Source organism: Diaphorobacter sp. HDW4B (genome assembly GCF_011305535.1).
GTDB lineage: Bacteria > Pseudomonadota > Gammaproteobacteria > Burkholderiales > Burkholderiaceae_C > Diaphorobacter_A.
Genome location: NZ_CP049905.1, coordinates 4,886,925 through 4,902,982 on the forward strand (window position 1 = coordinate 4,886,925; position 16,058 = coordinate 4,902,982).

The following is a 16,058-nucleotide window of genomic DNA, read 5'->3' on the forward strand; positions in this document are numbered from 1 at the left end:
TTGATAATTCGGATTACATGGGGTTGATGGACTTTACCCAAACTCGTGTCGGCAAAGAATGGGGCAAGCAGGTAGAGGTTTTCGGTTCAACAGCGTCAAAGAGTGAAACCGAAGCAGGGCCGAGGGCTGACTCAAGCGAGAGTCGGCGTATTCCTCTTGGCAAGCCACTCATCGCGCGTGATGCGAAAAAGGCAATGCGGACGCACGGGATGGTCTTCCGGCACAGCCGGATGATCGAAATTGTCTTCGGCACGGGTGTGCATTCCAAGCCGCTGCATCACGCCACGTGAGCGCAGATTTTCGCGTGAGGTGAACGAGACAATTTCGGGGAGTTGCAGCACCTCGAAACCTGCGCGCATGGCCAGTTGAGCGGCTTCGGTTGCCAAGCCCTTGCCCCAGAAAGGGCGTGCCAGTCGCCAGCCAATTTCAACGCAGGGCGAGAAAGGCAGTTCGGCAATCGGCACATGCAGGCCGACAAAGCCGATGAATTGGGGCGCTTGGCGGTCGAGCAGCGAATCGGCTGCCCAGAAGCCCCAGCCGCGCTCTTCGATCAGTGCACGAATGCGCGCGGCGTGCGCATCGCTTTGTTCGCGCGAGAGCAGGGCGGGGAAGTGGCGCATGACCTGCGGGTCGCAGTTCATGGCCGCAAAAGGCTCGAAATCCGCCTTGGTCCATTGCCTGAGCCGCACCCGTTCCGTGCGCAAACCATCGTCGGGGATATGGGTGTACGCAGGCAGATTGAACGGGAGTGCAGGCTTGGGCTGGATCACTACGGATGACGTTGAAAAAAGAGATTACTTGGTGCCGAAGATGCGGTCGCCAGCGTCGCCCAGACCCGGCAGGATGTAGCCGTGGTCGTTGAGTTCGCGGTCGATGGCGGCGGTGAAGATCGGCACGTCGGGGTGGTGCTTCTGCATGGTTTCCACGCCTTCGGGCGCGGCCAGCAGGCACACGAACTTGATCGAGCGTGGGTTCAGTTTCTTGAGGCGATCCACGGCGGCAGCGGCGGAGTTGCCGGTGGCCAGCATCGGGTCGACGACGATGATGTCGCGCTCTTCCATTTCGGAAGGCATCTTGAAGTAGTACTCGACCGGCTGCAGCGTTTCAGGGTCGCGGTACAGGCCGATGTGGCCGATGCGCGCTCCGGGAATCACGTTGAGCATGCCGTCGAGAAAACCGTTGCCGGCGCGCAGGATGGACACAAGCACTTGCTTCTTGCCGTCGATCACCTTGCCGGTCATCTTCTCCATCGGGGTCTCGATTTCGAGATCCTGCAGCGGCATGTCGCGCGTGATTTCGTAGGCCATCAGCGTGCTCAGCTCGCCGAGCAGACGGCGGAAGCTGTTGGTGCTGGCGTCCTTCTTGCGCATCAGCGTGAGCTTGTGCTGGACGAGGGGGTGGGTGATGACGGTGACTTTGGCGGTGTTGTTGGTGCTCATGGCTGTTTTTCTTTTTGCGTAGTGAAATTCCGGGACGAAGTCTGCCAGAAAGCGAAGCCTGCTATGGCCCAAGGGGTGGAATTCACCGGGTGCTTTCGGCAGATTGCAGTCGAAATTATCGCCGCTGGGCCAGAGCTTGACTCAAACGCTGGTTCAGGGCTTCATCACGAGGCTTGCAGCAGCGCGCCATAGTTCGCCAGATCCACATTCCCACCGCTGATGATGAAGCCCACGCGCTTGCCCTTGAGATCGATGCCGCCGTGGCGTGCACCGGCCAGCGAGAGCGCGCCGGTCGGTTCGACCACGATCTTCATGCGCTCGGCGTAGAAGCGCATGCTCTCGACGAGCTGTGCGTCATTCGCGGTGATGATGTCGGTGACATCGCGGCGGATGATGGCGAAGGTGATGTCGCCAAGCGCCTGTGTCTGCGCGCCGTCGGCGATGGTCTTGGGTGTGTCGATCTTCACGATCGCGCCCTTGCGAAGCGATTGCTGCGCGTCGTTGCCGGCTTCGGGCTCGACGCCGTAGACCTTGCAGTTCGGCGCAAGCGCCTTGGCCGACAGCAGCGTGCCCGAGAGCAGACCCCCACCGCCGAGCGGTGCGAACAGGTAGTCCAGATCGGGCACTTCCTGCAGCAGTTCCATGGCCGCTGTGCCCTGGCCCGCGATCACATGCGGATGGTTGTAGGGCGGCACCAGCGTCATGCCGCGTTCACTCGCGATGCGCTGGCTGATGGCTTCGCGGTCTTCGGTGAAGCGGTCGTAGGTGATGACTTCCGCGCCGTAGCCGCGCGTGGCGGCGAGCTTGGCGGCGGGCGCGTCTTCGGGCATGACGATGGCCGCCGGCATGCCCAGAATGCGGGCCGACAACGCAATCGCCTGTGCATGGTTGCCAGACGAAAACGCCAGCACGCCGCGCTTTTTCTGCTCGGGCGAGAACTGCGCGAGTGTGTTGTAGCCACCGCGAAACTTGAATGCGCCCATGCGCTGCAGGTTTTCGCATTTGAAGAACAGCTCGGCGCCAAGCAGCGCGTTGGCCGTGGTGGAGCGCAACACAGGCGTGCGATGCGCCACGCCCTGCAGGCGCTCGGATGCGGCAAGCACATCGGCAAAGGTGGGGAGTGCAGTCGTCATGCTTTGGATTCCTTTTTCGTCAGCGCTTGATGGTGGTGGCGTCCTGCCCGAAAAGCACTTTTTTTGAGGCTTCGTCCACGGTGGGCGCGACGTTGATGGTCTGTGCCAGATCGTACGCGCGTTGTGTGGCAGGTCGTGCGGCAATGCGCTCGAACCAGTCCTTCAGATGCGGAAACTTCGCCAGATCCTGCTGCTGGCGCTCGTAGGGCACGATCCACGGATAGCTTGCCATGTCGGCAATCGAGTAGTCCTTGCCCGCAATGAAGTCGCGCCCGTCGCTCAGATGCTTGTCGAGCACGCCATACAGGCGACTGGTTTCCTTCACGTAGCGCTCCATCGCGTAAGGAATTTTCTCGGGCGCGTACTGCACGAAATGATGGTTCTGCCCTGCCATCGGTCCCAGCCCGCCCATCTGCCAGAACAGCCACTGAACCGCCTCGTTGCGCCCGCGCAGGTCCTGCGGAATGAAGCGCTTGGTCTTGTCCGCGAGATACAGCAGGATGGCCCCGGATTCAAACAGCGGAACCGGCGCGCCACCATCCGCAGGTGCCTGATCGACGATGGCGGGAATGCGGTTGTTGGGCGCAATCTTCAGGAACTCCGGCGCGAACTGCTCGCCCCGGCCGATATTGATCGGATGGATGGTGTAGGGCAGCCCCGCTTCTTCAAGAAACAGCGTGATCTTGTGGCCGTTGGGGGTGGTCCAGTAGTACAGATCGATCATGGAGTGGTCCGAGACATTGGCAGAAGAGTCTTTGTCGCACAGGCGAAAAGACATGTCATCGGACCGGGTTTGCAGCCGCCGCCAATGCAGCGGCTGTCGCGATCAGAACGGCGAGCGCAAAACGATCGCGTCGTCGCGTTCCTGGCCGGTGGTGATCATCGCGACGGGGATGCCGACTTCGGTCTGGATCGCGTTGATCAGCGCCTTGGCTTCGTTTGGCAGGGCGTCCCAGGAGCGCACGCTTCGGGTCGAGCCGGTCCATGCGTCGAAGCGCTTGAGCACCGGTTGGAGGCGTTGCTGCTCGTCGTCGCTCGCGGAGATGTAGTCGGTCTGCTTTCCGTCGAGTTCATACCCTGTGCAGATGAAGATTTCGTCAAAGCCGTCGAGCACGTCGAGCTTGGTCAGGGCGAGCATGTCGATGCCTGCGACCTTGACGCTCTGGCGAAGCTGCACGGTGTCGAGCCAGCCGCAGCGGCGGGGGCGGCCGGTGTTGACGCCGTATTCACCGCCGCGTTCGCGCAGTTTTTCGCCCAAGTCGCCATGCAGTTCGGATGCGAAGGGGCCGCCGCCTACGCGGGTGGCGTAGACCTTGCTCACGCCGAGCACCGAGCCGAGCAGCGATGGCGCAATGCCGGTGCCGCTGGCCGCGCCTGCGGCGATGGTGCAGGACGAGGTCACATACGGGTAGGTGCCCCAGTCGATGTCGAGCATGACGGCTTGCGAGCCTTCGAAGACGGTGCGCTTGCCAGCGGTGTGCGCCTTGTCGAGGGTTTCCCAGACGCGGCCCACGAAAGGCAGAACCTGCGGAGCGAGCTTGAGCAGGCCTTCGAGCATCGGAGCCTTTTCGAATGGCGTGAGACCCAGTCCACGAAACCATGCGTTGTGGTGCGCGAGCAGCAGGTCGAGCTTGGCGGACAGGCGCTCGGGGTCTGCCAGATCGCAGATGCGCAGGCCGCGGCGGCCGATCTTGTCTTCGTATGCGGGGCCGATGCCGCGCAGCGTGGTGCCGATGGCCGAGCCGGTGGCGCCGGTGCGCAGTTGTTCTTGCGCGGCGTCGATGGCGCGGTGGATCGGCAGCACGAGGGTGGCGGTTTCGGCGATCTGCAGCACTTCTGGAGTGACCTTGACGCCCAGATCCGACAGGCGGCCGATTTCGGCCAGCAGCGCTTCGGGATCGACGGCCACGCCGTTGCCGATCACGCCGAGCTTGCCGCGCACGACGCCGCTTGGAATCAACGCGAGCTTGTAGGTCTTGCCGTCCACCACCAGAGTGTGGCCCGCGTTGTGGCCGCCGTTGTAGCGGGCGACGATGTCGGCTTTCTCCGCCAGCCAGTCGACGATGCGGCCTTTTCCTTCATCGCCCCATTGCGCGCCCACGACCACCACATTGCTTGACATGCCAAACTCCTTTTGTCAAAAAAAATGACACATCGAGGATGTGCCGTCTGTTCAGGAGTTAATGTAGAAAATCTTTCCGTTGATGAAAATCGATTTAAACTCATTGAACATGTCAGAAAAACTCACATAACCATCCATGCCACGCCGACTTCCTCCATTGAACGCCTTGCGTGCCTTTGAAGCAGCCGCCCGACTGGAAAGCATTTCCGGCGCGGCCGATGAGCTGTGCGTGACGCATGGCGCGGTCAGTCGGCAGGTCGGGCAGTTGGAGGAGTGGTTGGGCCATGCGCTGTTCGAGCGGGTGGGGCGGCGGATTGCGCTGACCGAGGCGGGGCGGCTGTACCAGTCGGAAGTGGCGGCGGCGCTCGATCGCATTGCGCTGGCGACCGACGAGCAGTTGAATCTCACGCGCCAGCAGGTCATTCGTGTGAATGCGCCGACCACGTTTGCGCTGCGCTGGTTGCTGCCGCAGTTGTCGAGTTTTCAACTGGCCAATCCTGCGGTGAAGGTGCGGCTCACCACGTCGGACGAGCCGATCGAAAAGCTGCGCGAAGAATTCGACATCGCGATTCGCGGCAATGCGCAAAAGCCTGCGGGATTCGTGGTCAACGAGTTTCTGTCGGAGGTGCGTCTGCCCGTGTGTTCGCCGCGCGTGCTGGAGGCGAATCCGATCCGCAGCGTGGAAGATCTGGCGCACCACACCTTGCTGCACACCGCCACCTATCCGGGGCTCTGGGCCGAGTGGTTGGCGGCTTGCGGGAGCCCGCAACTGGCTTCGGGCAACTCGCTGCAGCTCGATCATTTTTATCTGACGCTGCAGGCCGCCATCGACGGCTTGGGCATTGCGATGGGGCCGACCGCGCTGGTGGCGTTGGACATCGAAGAGGGCCGTCTCGTGTTTCCATTCGACGGCCCGGCTTTGCCTGCATGGCGCTATTCGAGCTATGTGCCGAATGCGCGTCTGGAAGACCCGATCATCAAGGCCTTTGTGAGCTGGCTGCACACATTGGCGAGCCAGTTTTCACGCAGTGCCTGAAACGATGAGTCGCGTCTGCTGATTACTTGCGACCACCCAGCAGGCTGCCCAGCACGCCGCGCAGCAGTTGCTTGCCGAGGTTGGTGCCGACGGTGCGCGCGGTCGATTTCGCCATGGTCTGGACGATGCCGTCCTTCTTGCCACCGCGCGGGCCGGTGCTGCCGAACAGGATCGTGTTGATCTCGCCCATGATGCCGCCGTCTTCCGTGCCTTGTGCCGCCTTGTCCTTGAGCACGGCGGCGTTGCCTGCCTGCGTGCCGGCGCGGTCACGCAGCATTTCGAAGGCCGATTCGCGGTCCACGGTGGTGTCGTAGATGCCTGCGACCAGCGAGCTGGCCATCAGCGCCTTGCGCTGTTCGGGGGTGATCGGGCCGATCTGGCTTCCTGGTGGAATCACATAGACGCGCTCGGTGGGCGTGGGGCGGCCCTTGGCGTCGAGAAAACTGATCAGCGCTTCGCCCACGCCGACTTCGGTGATCGCGGCTTCGATGTCGAGGCCGGGGTTGGGTCGCATGGTGGTTGCCGTGGCCTTGACGGCCTTTTGATCACGCGGCGTGAAGGCGCGCAGCGCGTGCTGCACGCGGTTGCCGAGCTGGGCCAGCACCGAATCGGGAATGTCGAGCGGATTCTGCGTGACGAAATACACGCCCACACCCTTGGAGCGCACCAGACGCACGACCAGCTCGATGCGCTCCAGCAGCGCCTTCGGAGCTTCGTTGAACAGTAAGTGCGCCTCGTCGAAGAAGAACACAAGCTTGGGCTTGTCGGGGTCGCCGATTTCGGGCAGCTGCTCGAACAGTTCGGACAGCATCCACAGCAGGAAGGTGGCGTACAGGCGCGGCGAATTCATCAGCTTGTCTGCTGCGAGGATGTTGATCACCCCCTTGCTCGAGACGGTCTGCATGAAGTCCTGGATGTTGAGCATGGGCTCGCCGAAGAACTGGTCGCCGCCTTGCTGCTCGATCTGCAGCAGACCGCGCTGGATCGCGCCGATGCTGGCCGAGCTGACGTTGCCGTACTCGGTGGTGAATTGCTTGGAATTGTCGCCAACGTAGGTCAACATGGCGCGCAGATCCTTCAGATCGAGCAGCAGCATGCCGTTGTCGTCGGCGATCTTGAACACCAGGTTGAGCACGCCCATCTGCGTGTCGTTGAGGTCCAGCATGCGGCCGAGCAGCAGCGGGCCCATGTCGGAGATGGTGGCGCGCACGGGGTGGCCCTGCTGGCCGAACACGTCCCACAGCGTGGTGGGGCAGGCGGCGGATTCGGGCGTGGGCAGGCCGCGTTCCTTGAGCGTGGCGGCCATCTTGTCGCCAATGTGGCCTGCCTGGCTGATGCCGGTGAGGTCCCCCTTCACGTCGGACAGGAAGACCGGCACGCCGATCTTGGAAAATTCTTCCGCGAGCTTTTGCAGGGTGACGGACTTGCCGGTACCCGTTGCGCCGGTGATCAGGCCGTGGCGATTGGCCAGACCCGGCAGCAGTTGGCATTGGACGGAAGCGTGCTGGGCAATGAGGAGTGGTTCGGCCATGGCGTTGAGTGATTGAGAAAGTAGGGATTCGAAGTCAAAAGTAAAATCGCGGGCAATAGATTATTAAATCAGAAGGACTCCCTGTGGCAGGACACAGCAAATGGGCCAACATCCAGCACCGCAAAGGCCGCCAGGATGAGAAGCGCGGCAAGATCTGGACTCGCATCATCCGTGAAATCATGGTGGCGGCCCGTCAGGGCGGCGGCGATGCCGATGCCAACCCGCGCCTGCGTCTGGCCATCGACAAGGCCAAGGCCGCCAATATGCCCGCTGACAACATCAAGCGTAACATCGACAAGGCGACCGGCAACCTCGAAGGCGTGACCTACGAAGAAATCCGTTATGAAGGCTACGGCATCGGGGGGGCGGCAATCATTGTTGACACAATGACCGATAATCATGTGCGCACCGTCGCCGAAGTGCGTCACGCCTTCAGCAAATACGGTGGCAACATGGGCACCAATGGTTCGGTGTCGTTCCAGTTCAAGCATGTGGGCCAGTTGATCTTCGCGCCGGGAACGGACGAGGACAAGGTCATGGAAGTGGCGCTCGAGGCCGGAGCCGAAGACGTGATCACCGATGAGGAAGGCGCCATTGAAGTGCTGACCGCACCGGGCGACTTCGAAGCCGTGAAGAACGCGCTGCAGGTGGCAGGTCTCGTGGCCGATCTTGCGGACGTGACGATGCGCCCCGACGTGTCGATCGCCATGGAAGGCGACGACGCAGCCCGCATGCAGAAATTGCTGGATGTTCTTGAAGATTTGGACGACGTACAAGAGGTCTATCACAACGCCGAGTTGTGAAGAGGCCAAGACAAGACAATGAAAGTCCTCGTGATTGGTGGCGGCGGCCGAGAACACGCAATGGCCTGGAAGCTCAACAGCTCGCCCAAGGTCTCCAAGGTTTTTGTGGCGCCGGGCAACGGCGGCACAGCCCTGAACCCCGATTTCGTCGGTGTGCCGATCAGCGACCCCGCTGAGCTGCGTGCATGGGCGCAGAACGAAAAGATCAACCTGACCGTGGTCGGCCCGGAAGCGCCGCTCGCCGCTGGTGTGGTGGACGAGTTCCGTGCCCACGGCATGCGCATCTTCGGCCCCACCAAGGCGGCCGCGCAGCTCGAAAGCTCCAAGGCGTTCTCCAAGGACTTCATGAAGCGCCATGGCATTCCCACGGCAGCCTATGAAACCTTCAGCGACCCGGTGGCGGCACATGCCTTCATCGACAAGCTGGGCGCGCCCATCGTGGTCAAGGCCGACGGTCTGGCCGCAGGCAAGGGCGTGGTGGTGGCCACGACCGTGCAGGAAGCGCACGACGCGGTCGACTTCATGCTGGTGGACAACAAGTACGGCGTGGCCCACAACGATGGCGGCGCGCGCGTCGTGATCGAAGAGTTCCTCGAAGGCGAGGAAGCTTCGTTCATCGTGCTGTGCGACGGCAAGAACGTGGCCGCGATGGCGACCAGCCAGGATCACAAGCGTCTGAAGGACGGCGACCAGGGTCCGAACACGGGCGGCATGGGCGCGTACTCTCCGGCTCCGGTGGTCACTGCCGATGTGCACGCCCGTGCGATGCGCGAAATCATCCTGCCCACGATCCGTGGCATGGAAAAGGACGGCATTCCGTACACCGGTTTCCTGTACGCCGGTCTGATGATCGACGCCAAGGGCCATCCCAAGACGCTGGAATTCAATTGCCGCATGGGCGATCCTGAAACCCAGCCGATCATGATGCGCCTGAAAAGCGATCTGGTGGACGTGCTGGGTGCTGCGGTGGACGGCAAGCTCGATCAGGTCGAACTGCAATGGGATCGTCGCACCGCGCTGGGCGTGGTGATGGCGGCTCACGGCTATCCCGAAGCGCCTCGCAAGGGCGACGCGATCACCGGTCTACCGGCAGAAGCTGAAGACGCGATGGTGTTCCATGCCGGTACCGAACTCAAGGACGGCGTGCTGCGCACCAGCGGCGGTCGCGTGTTGTGCGTGACGGCGCTGGCCGACAACGTCAAGCAGGCGCAGCAGCGTGCGTACGACGTGGCGCGTGGCATCTATTTCGACGGCGCGCAATACCGCCGCGACATCGGCTACCGCGCAGTCAAGCAGCATTCGTGATGCAGGCAGCGACACCGCTCAATCCGGCCCACCGCGTGAGCCGGGTGCGTGACTACCTTGTGGATCTGCAGGCGCGGATCACCGAGGCGCTCGAAGCCATCGAAGGTCCGACCGATGCGGGTGGCGCACGCTTTTTGGCCGATGCTTGGAGCAAGGGCCCCGAGGAGCGTCTGCAAGGCAATGGCATCACCAAGATCATGGAAAACGGCCGCGTGTTCGAACGCGCGGGCTGTGGCTTCTCGCATGTGCGAGGCCCACAGTTGCCGCCTTCGGCCACGCAGCATCGCCCTGAATTGGCCGGTGCGCCTTTTGAGGCCATGGGCGTGTCGCTGGTGTTCCATCCGCGCAATCCGTATGTGCCGACCGTGCACATGAACGTGCGCATGATCGCGGCGGGCAAGCCCGGTGCCGAGCCGGTGTGCTGGTTTGGCGGTGGCATGGATCTGACGCCGTATTACGGCTTCGATGAGGACGCCCAGCATTTCCACGGCGTGTGCCGCGATGCCTTGGCACCTTTCGGTGAAGGGCTTTATCCGCGCTTCAAGGAATGGTGCGACGAGTACTTCTGCAACAAGCACCGCAATGAACAGCGCGGCGTGGGCGGGATCTTCTTCGACGACTTCTCGGAGCTTGGATTCGAGCAGAGCTTCAACATGCTGCAAAGCGTGGGCGATGCGTTCCTCAAGTCGTATCTGCCGATCGTCGAGCGCCGCGTGAACACTCCGTATGGCGAGCGCGAGCGCGAGTTCCAGCTCTATCGCCGTGGCCGTTATGTCGAGTTCAATCTGGTCTGGGATCGCGGCACGCACTTCGGTCTGCAGTCCGGTGGACGCACCGAATCGATCCTGCTGTCGATGCCGCCGTTGGTGAGCTGGTCGTATCAGCGCAAGGACGAAGCGGGCTCGCCCGAAGAGCGATTGACATCGCATTTTTTGCAGCGACGAGACTGGGTCTGAGCCCCGATTCTCGCGATTGCCTATAATTTTTCAGCGGATGGCGCTTGTGAAGCAGGTGCCATCCATTTTATTTTTAAGATTTTCGACACGTTCCCCGGGTTGCAGTCCTACTGCCCAAAACCGCGCGGGCGCGTTATATTGAAAACCTCATCTTCCTTTCATTGATTGAAGACTGACTGATGACCACATCCCCCAAATCGGAAACCGCCGCAAAAAAAGACGTGACCAAGCTCCAACGCGCCATCGTTGATGGACTGGAGGACGTCAAGGCAGTTGACATCCAGGTCTTCAACACCGAATCGCTGTCGCCGCTGTTCGAGCGCGTGATCGTCGCGACCGGCAACTCCAACCGCCAGACCAAGGCGCTGGCCTCCAGCGTGCGCGATGCCGTCAAGGAAGCGGGCTTCTCCAAGCCACGCATCGAAGGCGAAGAAAACGGCGAATGGATCATTGTGGACTGCGGCCAGGCCGTGGCGCACATCATGCAACCCGCGATCCGCCAGTATTACCGTCTGGAAGAAATCTGGGGCGAAACCCCGGTTCGCCTGAAGCTCGGCGCGGTCAAGCCACGTAAGGTGATGGCATCGGAAGACGCCAGCGCCGAAGGCAAGAAGAAGCCTGCGGCCAAGAAGGCTCCGGCACGCAAGACTGCCGCTGCTGCTCCAAAAGCCGCAGCACCCAAGGCCGCTGCAGCGAAGAAGCCAGCTGCCGCCAAGAAGGCTGCACCAGCGACATCGGCCAGGTCTGCTGCTGCCAAGCCAGCCGCAAAGTCTGCAGCCAAGCCCGCAGCAGCACGCAAGCCAGCGGCCAAGGCAGCACCCGTCCAAATCGTGAAGGTCAACAAGCCCTCTGCCAACAAGAAGGCTTCGCCCAAGGCCGCTGCTGCGGTCAAGAAGGCACCAGCGCGCAAGGCGCCTGCTCGCAAGGCTTGATGCGCACTGCGGTCGCATGACGACACCCAAGGAGGTTCTGCCGTGCAAGCGGCAGGCCTCTTTTGCATTGGAGGGTAAGAAAAAATGAAGATATTGATCGTCGCCGTGGGCCAGCGCGTGCCGGACTGGGCGCAGACGGCCTATGACGATTACGCCAAGCGCTTTCCGCATGAAATCAAGGTCGAGCTCAAGGCGGTGAAGACCGAGCCGCGTGGCTCCAAGACGCTGGAAAACCTCTACGCCGCCGAGCGCGAACGCATCGAAGCCGCGATTCCGCGCGGCACGCGCATCGTGGCGCTGGACGAACGCGGCACCAACTTGACCACCAAGGCACTGGCAACGCGGCTGAGTGACTGGCAGTTGAGTGGCGACGACGTGGCGCTGGTCATCGGCGGGCCGGACGGGCTTGATCCCGCTTTCCGCCAAGCCGCGCACGAGCGCATTCGCCTGTCTGACCTGACCTTGCCGCACGCGATGGTGCGCGTGCTGCTCATCGAACAGTTGTACCGCGCGTGGTCGGTGAATGCCGGTCATCCGTATCATCGCGAGTAACCATCTCAACGATTTTTCATCTTTCTCGCCCATGCCCGATTTCATCTACCTTGCGTCCCAGAGTCCTCGTCGCCGCCAATTGCTGGAGCAGTTGGGCGTGCGCCATTCGCTGCTGCTGCCCAACGAGGCCGATGATGTGCAGGAGGATGCCGAGGCGATCGAAGCCGTGCTGCCGGGCGAGTTGCCGCTGGACTACGTGGAGCGCGTGACGGGATTGAAGCTGGATGCGGCGGTGGCACGCCTTGAGCGTCGAGGCCTGGCCGTCGCGCCGATTCTGTGCTCCGACACGACCGTGGCGCTGGGTCGCAAGATCTACGGAAAGCCGGAAGACGCGGCCGATGCCAAGCGCATGCTGGCGGAGTTGGCGGGCAATGAACACCGCGTGCTGACCGCTGTTGCGCTGCAGGTGGGCAACAAGCGGCTGACGGCGCTGTCCGAATCGCGCGTGAAGTTTGCGCCGATGACCGAGGCGCAGATCGATGCCTATGTGGCTAGCGGCGAGCCCATGGGCAAGGCGGGCGCGTATGGCATCCAAGGGCCGGTGGCGCAGTACGTGGCCAACCTGAATGGCAGCTACACCGGCATCATGGGGCTGCCGTTGTATGAAACCGCCCAACTGCTGCGCGCAGCGGGCGTGATCGCGGTCTGACCTTCGGCTATGCTGGCGCTTTATTGCAGCGTGTGATTGGCCAGCCGTGTGGCATCCGGAATATGGATGTCGCGCTTGTCCATGCGAATCAGGCCTTCGGCTTCGAGGTCGTGCAGCACGCGTGAAAAATACTCGGGCGTGATCGACAGCCGCGAGGCAATCGTCGCCTTGCTCACCGGCAGCGAAATGTCGAGCGTGCGCACCTTGAGCGACGTGGGGCGCGCGCCGCAACCGGTGCTCGCCAAGGCGAGGGCGGCGGCGTCTTCCACATCTTCGGGCAACGAGTTGAGCAGATAGCCGATGACGCGCTGCATGCCGCTGTGCAGCGAATAGGCCTGCACGTCGTGCACCAATCCATGCAACCGCCGCGAGATGCCCGCCAGCATGCGCATGGCAAAGCGCGGATCGCTTTCGATTTCACGCACCACGGCGGCTTTGCCGACGCTCAGCAGCAGCGAATCGGCCAGCGCCTGTGCGTTCACGATATAGGGCTTGTCGGTGAACATCAGCGCTTCGGCAAAGGTGATGCCGGGGCCTGCAAGCTCAATGATCTTTTCTTGCCCGGCGGGCGACAGCGCATACAGCTTGACCTGGCCATTGACCGTCACATGGAACTCCTCGCACGGCGTGCCGACGCGGAAAACCGTGTCGCCGCGCGAGAAGCGCCGCAGGCGGCAGCCCGTGGCAAGGCGCTGCAGTTCGGCGCTGGTCATTTCCTGGAACAAGGGGAGGGCGGCGAGATATCGTGGGATATCGAAGTGCTGTAGGTCCATGACGTGGTCTTTGGATGTTGTTCGCTCGATTAGAGTTTTTTTCGGCTGCCCCTCTGATGATCTGAAACAAGATGTTCCGGAAAAATTGACGGAAATCAGTTTCGTGTGAGCTCGGCATAGAGTCGGGCCAGCCGGTGGTTGAGCTCCTGCGGTCGGTGGATCAGCGTGTAGCCATGCGAGCCGAACAGATGCGGCAGATAGTCGTGCGCCGAGGTGTCGATGGTCACGCAGAACGGCGTCAGCCCGGCGCTGCGCGCCTCCTGAATCGCGTGGCGCGTGTCCTCGAGGCCGTAGCGGCCTTCGTAGATGTCGAGATCGTTGGGCTTGCCGTCGGTGAGGATCAGCAGCAGGCGTTGCCGCTCGGGTCGCTCCGAAAGACGCTGCGTGGCGTAGCGGATCGCAGCGCCCATGCGCGTGTAGTAGCCCGGCTTGATGGCCTGCACGCGGGCCTGCGTGACGGGGCTCCAGCGCTCGTCAAAGCCCTTGAGATATTGGATGCGCACATGCTGCCTGCGCACCGACGAAAAGCCGAGCATCTCGAACGCATCGCCGCTGGCGCTGAGCGCTTCGCCGAACACTTGCAGCGAATCGCGAATCAGCTCGATCACGCGGGCGTCGGGCGTGGCGTAGGCGTCGGTGGACTGGGACAGATCGGCCAGCAGCAGGCTGGCCAGGCTGTGCTGGCTGCGGCGGCGCTGGATGTAGATCGGCGGGCAGGCGCTGCGCAAGGCCCGCCGCGGCGCGCACAGGGTTTCTGCCTGATGGCGCACCCAGCCGTCCAGATCGATCTCATCGCCATCGGTGCAGCCGCGAATGCGGTCCGGTGCCTGACGGGCCAGATCCAGATGCCGCTTCATGCGCCGCGAGATGCTGCGCAGCCTGGCATCGGGCTCGTGCGGTTCCGCGCCTTGGCTAACCATGACCTGCACGGCGCAGTGGTCGGGCTGCAGGCGCTCTTTGCGCCAATCCCATTCGGGGAAAGGCATGCCTTCGCCGAGCGGCTGATCGTCATGCGCGGCGCTGGGCAGATCGAGATCGAATTTCACGCGCGATGCGATGGAGCTGCCGTCATTGGCGATGGCCAGCTCTTCCATGTCGTTGGCGGCGTCGAGCTGGCGGCCATCGTCGTCGTCATCGTCGGCGCGGTTGACCTTGGTGAACTCGGCCCACGACAGAATCGATTCGGCGCGAAAGAACATGACCAGCGGCGCGCCGTTGCGTTCGTCTTCCACACGCTTGGCCGCGCGGCGGCAAGCGTCCTGCAAGGCCTTGGCGGAATTGGTCTGTTCCTTTTGCGGCGCGGGTTGGGCGGCTGGGCTTTTCTCTGCGCTTGTCGGGAACACAAACCACAGCCAGACCGGTGCCACGTCCTGCGGTGTGACGGATTGCGCCGCGACGGAAACATGTTTTTTGCGCATCGCGTTCTGCAGTGCCAGTTCGGCTTGCGCCTGCGGGCCGCGCAGGGATGCGGGATCGGGGCGCTCGGCCAGTTGTGCTGCCAGCAAGCGTTCGTAGGCGGGCTGCAGTCCGGCAAAGCGTTTGAGTGCGCGCGATGTGGCCAGCACGTTGCTCGACAGCCAGGGCATGTCGGGCCGGATGCATGAGCCCAGCGCGGCGAGCCACAGGTAGAGCGCGCGGTTCAGTGAGGGATCATCAAACAGGCTGATGCTCTGCGGCAGCGCCAGCGTGTCCTGCTGCCAGGTGCCCAGTTCCGCCGAACTGGTGCTGCCCGCCACGCGTTGCAGCAGGCTGCGCGGGCCGCCGGTGCGGCTGCGTCCGGCCTGCGCGATGCGTGTGCCCGAGTCGCCGCCGCCAGCACGAAACAGCAGACCGATGGTGCGTTGCATGTCGGCCAGATGCACGGCGGCGTGCGGCGCGCGCTGCTCGGCCACGCTGGTGATGAAGCGGTGCCATTGACGTCCAACCCATTCTTCCATGTCGGGGCTCCACTTCTGTTGTGTGTGCGGCTCAGCCCATGACGGCTGTGACCAGTTCCGACAGCGCATCGACGGTTTCGGCGTCGTCGGTCAGCGCATCGACAATCGCGGCACGGCAGGCTTTGGCGAGCGGCAGGCCGCTGGCGGCAAGGCGTGCGGCCATCACGAGCAGGCGGGTGCTCACGGTTTCTTCGAGGTCTTGTTCGGTCAGACGTCTGAGTGCTTGAGCCAGCGCCACCAGTTGATCGGCCACCTGCGCATCCACGCCGGATTCGCGCAGCAGAATCTCGCGCTCGACATGGGCGGGTGGGTAGTCGAATTGCAGCGCCACAAAGCGCTGGCGCGTGCTGGGCTTGAGGCCCTTGAGCACGTTCTGATAACCGGGGTTGTAGCTCACCACCAGCATGAAGCCGTCGGCGGCATGCAGTTCTTCGCCCGTGCGCTCGATGGGCAGCACGCGGCGGTCGTCGGCCAGCGGGTGCAGCACGACGGTGGTGTCCTTGCGGGCCTCGACCACTTCGTCGAGGTAGCAGATCGCACCAGTGCGAACAGCGCGGGTGAGGGGGCCGTCGGCCCAGCGCGTGCCACCATCGCTGATGAGATGGCGACCGACCAGATCGGCGGCGGAGAGATCGTCATGGCAGCTCACCGTGATGAGCTCGCGCCCGAGGCGAGCGGCCATGTGTTCGACAAAGCGCGTCTTGCCGCAGCCTGTCGGGCCCTTGATGAGCACCGGCAGGCGCTGCCGGTAGGCATGCTCGAACAGTGCGCATTCGTCACTTGCCGCTACGTAGTACGGCAGCGTGGGTTCGCTCAAGAGTTGAGCCACGTCGTGAAGCGCATCGGCTTGCGGCATGTGCAGGGTTTCGCTGTGGTCCATGAACGTGGCT

General features: G+C 62.8%; 16 protein-coding genes. 7 read left to right on the forward strand and 9 right to left on the reverse strand.

Annotated elements, in window-relative coordinates; genetic code table 11:
• Positions 1-131: 131 nt before the first annotated feature.
• The 5 genes from G7048_RS22330 to G7048_RS22350 all read right to left on the reverse strand — a co-directional run bounded on the left by G7048_RS22330 (position 132) and on the right by G7048_RS22350 (position 4,694).
• Complete coding sequence (locus G7048_RS22330; RefSeq protein WP_371747712.1) at positions 132-737, reverse strand: GNAT family N-acetyltransferase; 606 nt, start codon at positions 735-737, stop codon at positions 132-134.
• A gap of 57 nt (positions 738-794) precedes the next feature.
• Positions 795-1,439, reverse strand: coding sequence for a uracil phosphoribosyltransferase (gene upp / locus G7048_RS22335; protein ID WP_166070244.1), 645 nt, complete (start codon positions 1,437-1,439; stop codon positions 795-797).
• A gap of 164 nt (positions 1,440-1,603) precedes the next feature.
• Positions 1,604-2,572 (reverse strand): threo-3-hydroxy-L-aspartate ammonia-lyase, encoded by a 969-nt coding sequence (locus tag G7048_RS22340; protein WP_166070245.1) that lies wholly within the window; start codon positions 2,570-2,572, stop codon positions 1,604-1,606.
• Positions 2,573-2,591: 19 nt separating this feature from the next.
• Positions 2,592-3,296: a glutathione binding-like protein gene (locus G7048_RS22345; RefSeq protein WP_166071128.1), complete on the reverse strand. Its 705-nt coding sequence runs from the start codon at positions 3,294-3,296 to the stop codon at positions 2,592-2,594.
• Between the two features lie 102 nt (positions 3,297-3,398).
• A complete protein-coding gene (locus G7048_RS22350) occupies positions 3,399-4,694 on the reverse strand; it encodes an adenylosuccinate synthase (RefSeq protein WP_166070246.1) in 1,296 nt (431 codons plus the stop codon).
• 136 nt (positions 4,695-4,830) lie between these two features.
• Between G7048_RS22350 and gcvA the strand changes: the two genes are divergently transcribed.
• A complete protein-coding gene (gene gcvA, locus G7048_RS22355; protein WP_166070247.1) occupies positions 4,831-5,730 on the forward strand; it encodes a transcriptional regulator GcvA in 900 nt (299 codons plus the stop codon).
• Positions 5,731-5,752: 22 nt separating this feature from the next.
• On the opposite strand, the gene G7048_RS22360 is transcribed toward gcvA, so the two are convergent.
• Complete coding sequence (locus G7048_RS22360; RefSeq protein ID WP_166070248.1) at positions 5,753-7,261, reverse strand: helicase HerA-like C-terminal domain-containing protein; 1,509 nt, start codon at positions 7,259-7,261, stop codon at positions 5,753-5,755.
• An 83-nt stretch (positions 7,262-7,344) separates the two neighbouring features.
• On the opposite strand from G7048_RS22360, the gene G7048_RS22365 reads away from it, so the two are divergent.
• From G7048_RS22365 to G7048_RS22390, 6 genes are all read left to right on the forward strand, one after another.
• Positions 7,345-8,064: a YebC/PmpR family DNA-binding transcriptional regulator gene (locus G7048_RS22365; protein WP_166070249.1), complete on the forward strand. Its 720-nt coding sequence runs from the start codon at positions 7,345-7,347 to the stop codon at positions 8,062-8,064.
• A gap of 18 nt (positions 8,065-8,082) precedes the next feature.
• Entirely contained in the window at positions 8,083-9,369 is a 1,287-nt protein-coding gene (gene purD / locus G7048_RS22370; RefSeq protein ID WP_166070250.1) for a phosphoribosylamine--glycine ligase, read from the forward strand.
• Positions 9,369-10,325: an oxygen-dependent coproporphyrinogen oxidase gene (gene hemF / locus G7048_RS22375; protein ID WP_166070251.1), complete on the forward strand. Its 957-nt coding sequence runs from the start codon at positions 9,369-9,371 to the stop codon at positions 10,323-10,325. The genes purD and hemF overlap by 1 nt, the downstream gene beginning before the upstream one ends.
• A gap of 179 nt (positions 10,326-10,504) precedes the next feature.
• The gene (gene rsfS / locus G7048_RS22380; RefSeq protein WP_166070252.1) at positions 10,505-11,257 is read left to right on the forward strand and encodes a ribosome silencing factor; all 753 of its coding nucleotides are present in this window, start codon (positions 10,505-10,507) and stop codon (positions 11,255-11,257) included.
• A gap of 84 nt (positions 11,258-11,341) precedes the next feature.
• On the forward strand, positions 11,342-11,809 hold the full coding sequence (gene rlmH / locus G7048_RS22385) for a 23S rRNA (pseudouridine(1915)-N(3))-methyltransferase RlmH (RefSeq protein ID WP_166070253.1): 468 nt from the start codon (positions 11,342-11,344) through the stop codon (positions 11,807-11,809).
• Between the two features lie 31 nt (positions 11,810-11,840).
• A complete protein-coding gene (locus G7048_RS22390) occupies positions 11,841-12,458 on the forward strand; it encodes a nucleoside triphosphate pyrophosphatase (RefSeq protein WP_166070254.1) in 618 nt (205 codons plus the stop codon).
• Between the two features lie 20 nt (positions 12,459-12,478).
• Here G7048_RS22390 and G7048_RS22395 read toward each other — a convergent pair whose 3' ends face one another.
• The 3 genes from G7048_RS22395 to G7048_RS22405 all read right to left on the reverse strand — a co-directional run bounded on the left by G7048_RS22395 (position 12,479) and on the right by G7048_RS22405 (position 16,048).
• Entirely contained in the window at positions 12,479-13,231 is a 753-nt protein-coding gene (locus G7048_RS22395) for a Crp/Fnr family transcriptional regulator (protein ID WP_166070255.1), read from the reverse strand.
• A gap of 95 nt (positions 13,232-13,326) precedes the next feature.
• Positions 13,327-15,168: a nitric oxide reductase activation protein NorD gene (locus G7048_RS22400; RefSeq protein ID WP_166070256.1), complete on the reverse strand. Its 1,842-nt coding sequence runs from the start codon at positions 15,166-15,168 to the stop codon at positions 13,327-13,329.
• Between the two features lie 31 nt (positions 15,169-15,199).
• Entirely contained in the window at positions 15,200-16,048 is an 849-nt protein-coding gene (locus tag G7048_RS22405) for a CbbQ/NirQ/NorQ/GpvN family protein (RefSeq protein WP_371747585.1), read from the reverse strand.
• Positions 16,049-16,058: the final 10 nt, after the last annotated feature.

Bases quoted from the DNA above. Each gene is read 5' to 3' on its own strand.
- upp (WP_166070244.1), bottom strand. From the start codon at position 1,439: ATGAGCACCAACAACACCGCCAAAGTCACCGTCATCACCCACCCCCTC.
- G7048_RS22340 (WP_166070245.1), bottom strand. From the start codon at position 2,572: ATGACGACTGCACTCCCCACCTTTGCCGATGTGCTTGCCGCATCCGAG.
- G7048_RS22345 (WP_166071128.1), bottom strand. From the start codon at position 3,296: ATGATCGATCTGTACTACTGGACCACCCCCAACGGCCACAAGATCACG.
- G7048_RS22350 (WP_166070246.1), bottom strand. From the start codon at position 4,694: ATGTCAAGCAATGTGGTGGTCGTGGGCGCGCAATGGGGCGATGAAGGA.
- gcvA (WP_166070247.1), top strand. From the start codon at position 4,831: ATGCCACGCCGACTTCCTCCATTGAACGCCTTGCGTGCCTTTGAAGCA.
- G7048_RS22360 (WP_166070248.1), bottom strand. From the start codon at position 7,261: ATGGCCGAACCACTCCTCATTGCCCAGCACGCTTCCGTCCAATGCCAA.
- purD (WP_166070250.1), top strand. From the start codon at position 8,083: ATGAAAGTCCTCGTGATTGGTGGCGGCGGCCGAGAACACGCAATGGCC.
- hemF (WP_166070251.1), top strand. From the start codon at position 9,369: ATGCAGGCAGCGACACCGCTCAATCCGGCCCACCGCGTGAGCCGGGTG.
- rsfS (WP_166070252.1), top strand. From the start codon at position 10,505: ATGACCACATCCCCCAAATCGGAAACCGCCGCAAAAAAAGACGTGACC.
- rlmH (WP_166070253.1), top strand. From the start codon at position 11,342: ATGAAGATATTGATCGTCGCCGTGGGCCAGCGCGTGCCGGACTGGGCG.
- G7048_RS22390 (WP_166070254.1), top strand. From the start codon at position 11,841: ATGCCCGATTTCATCTACCTTGCGTCCCAGAGTCCTCGTCGCCGCCAA.
- G7048_RS22395 (WP_166070255.1), bottom strand. From the start codon at position 13,231: ATGGACCTACAGCACTTCGATATCCCACGATATCTCGCCGCCCTCCCC.
- G7048_RS22400 (WP_166070256.1), bottom strand. From the start codon at position 15,168: ATGGAAGAATGGGTTGGACGTCAATGGCACCGCTTCATCACCAGCGTG.
- G7048_RS22405 (WP_371747585.1), bottom strand. From the start codon at position 16,048: ATGGACCACAGCGAAACCCTGCACATGCCGCAAGCCGATGCGCTTCAC.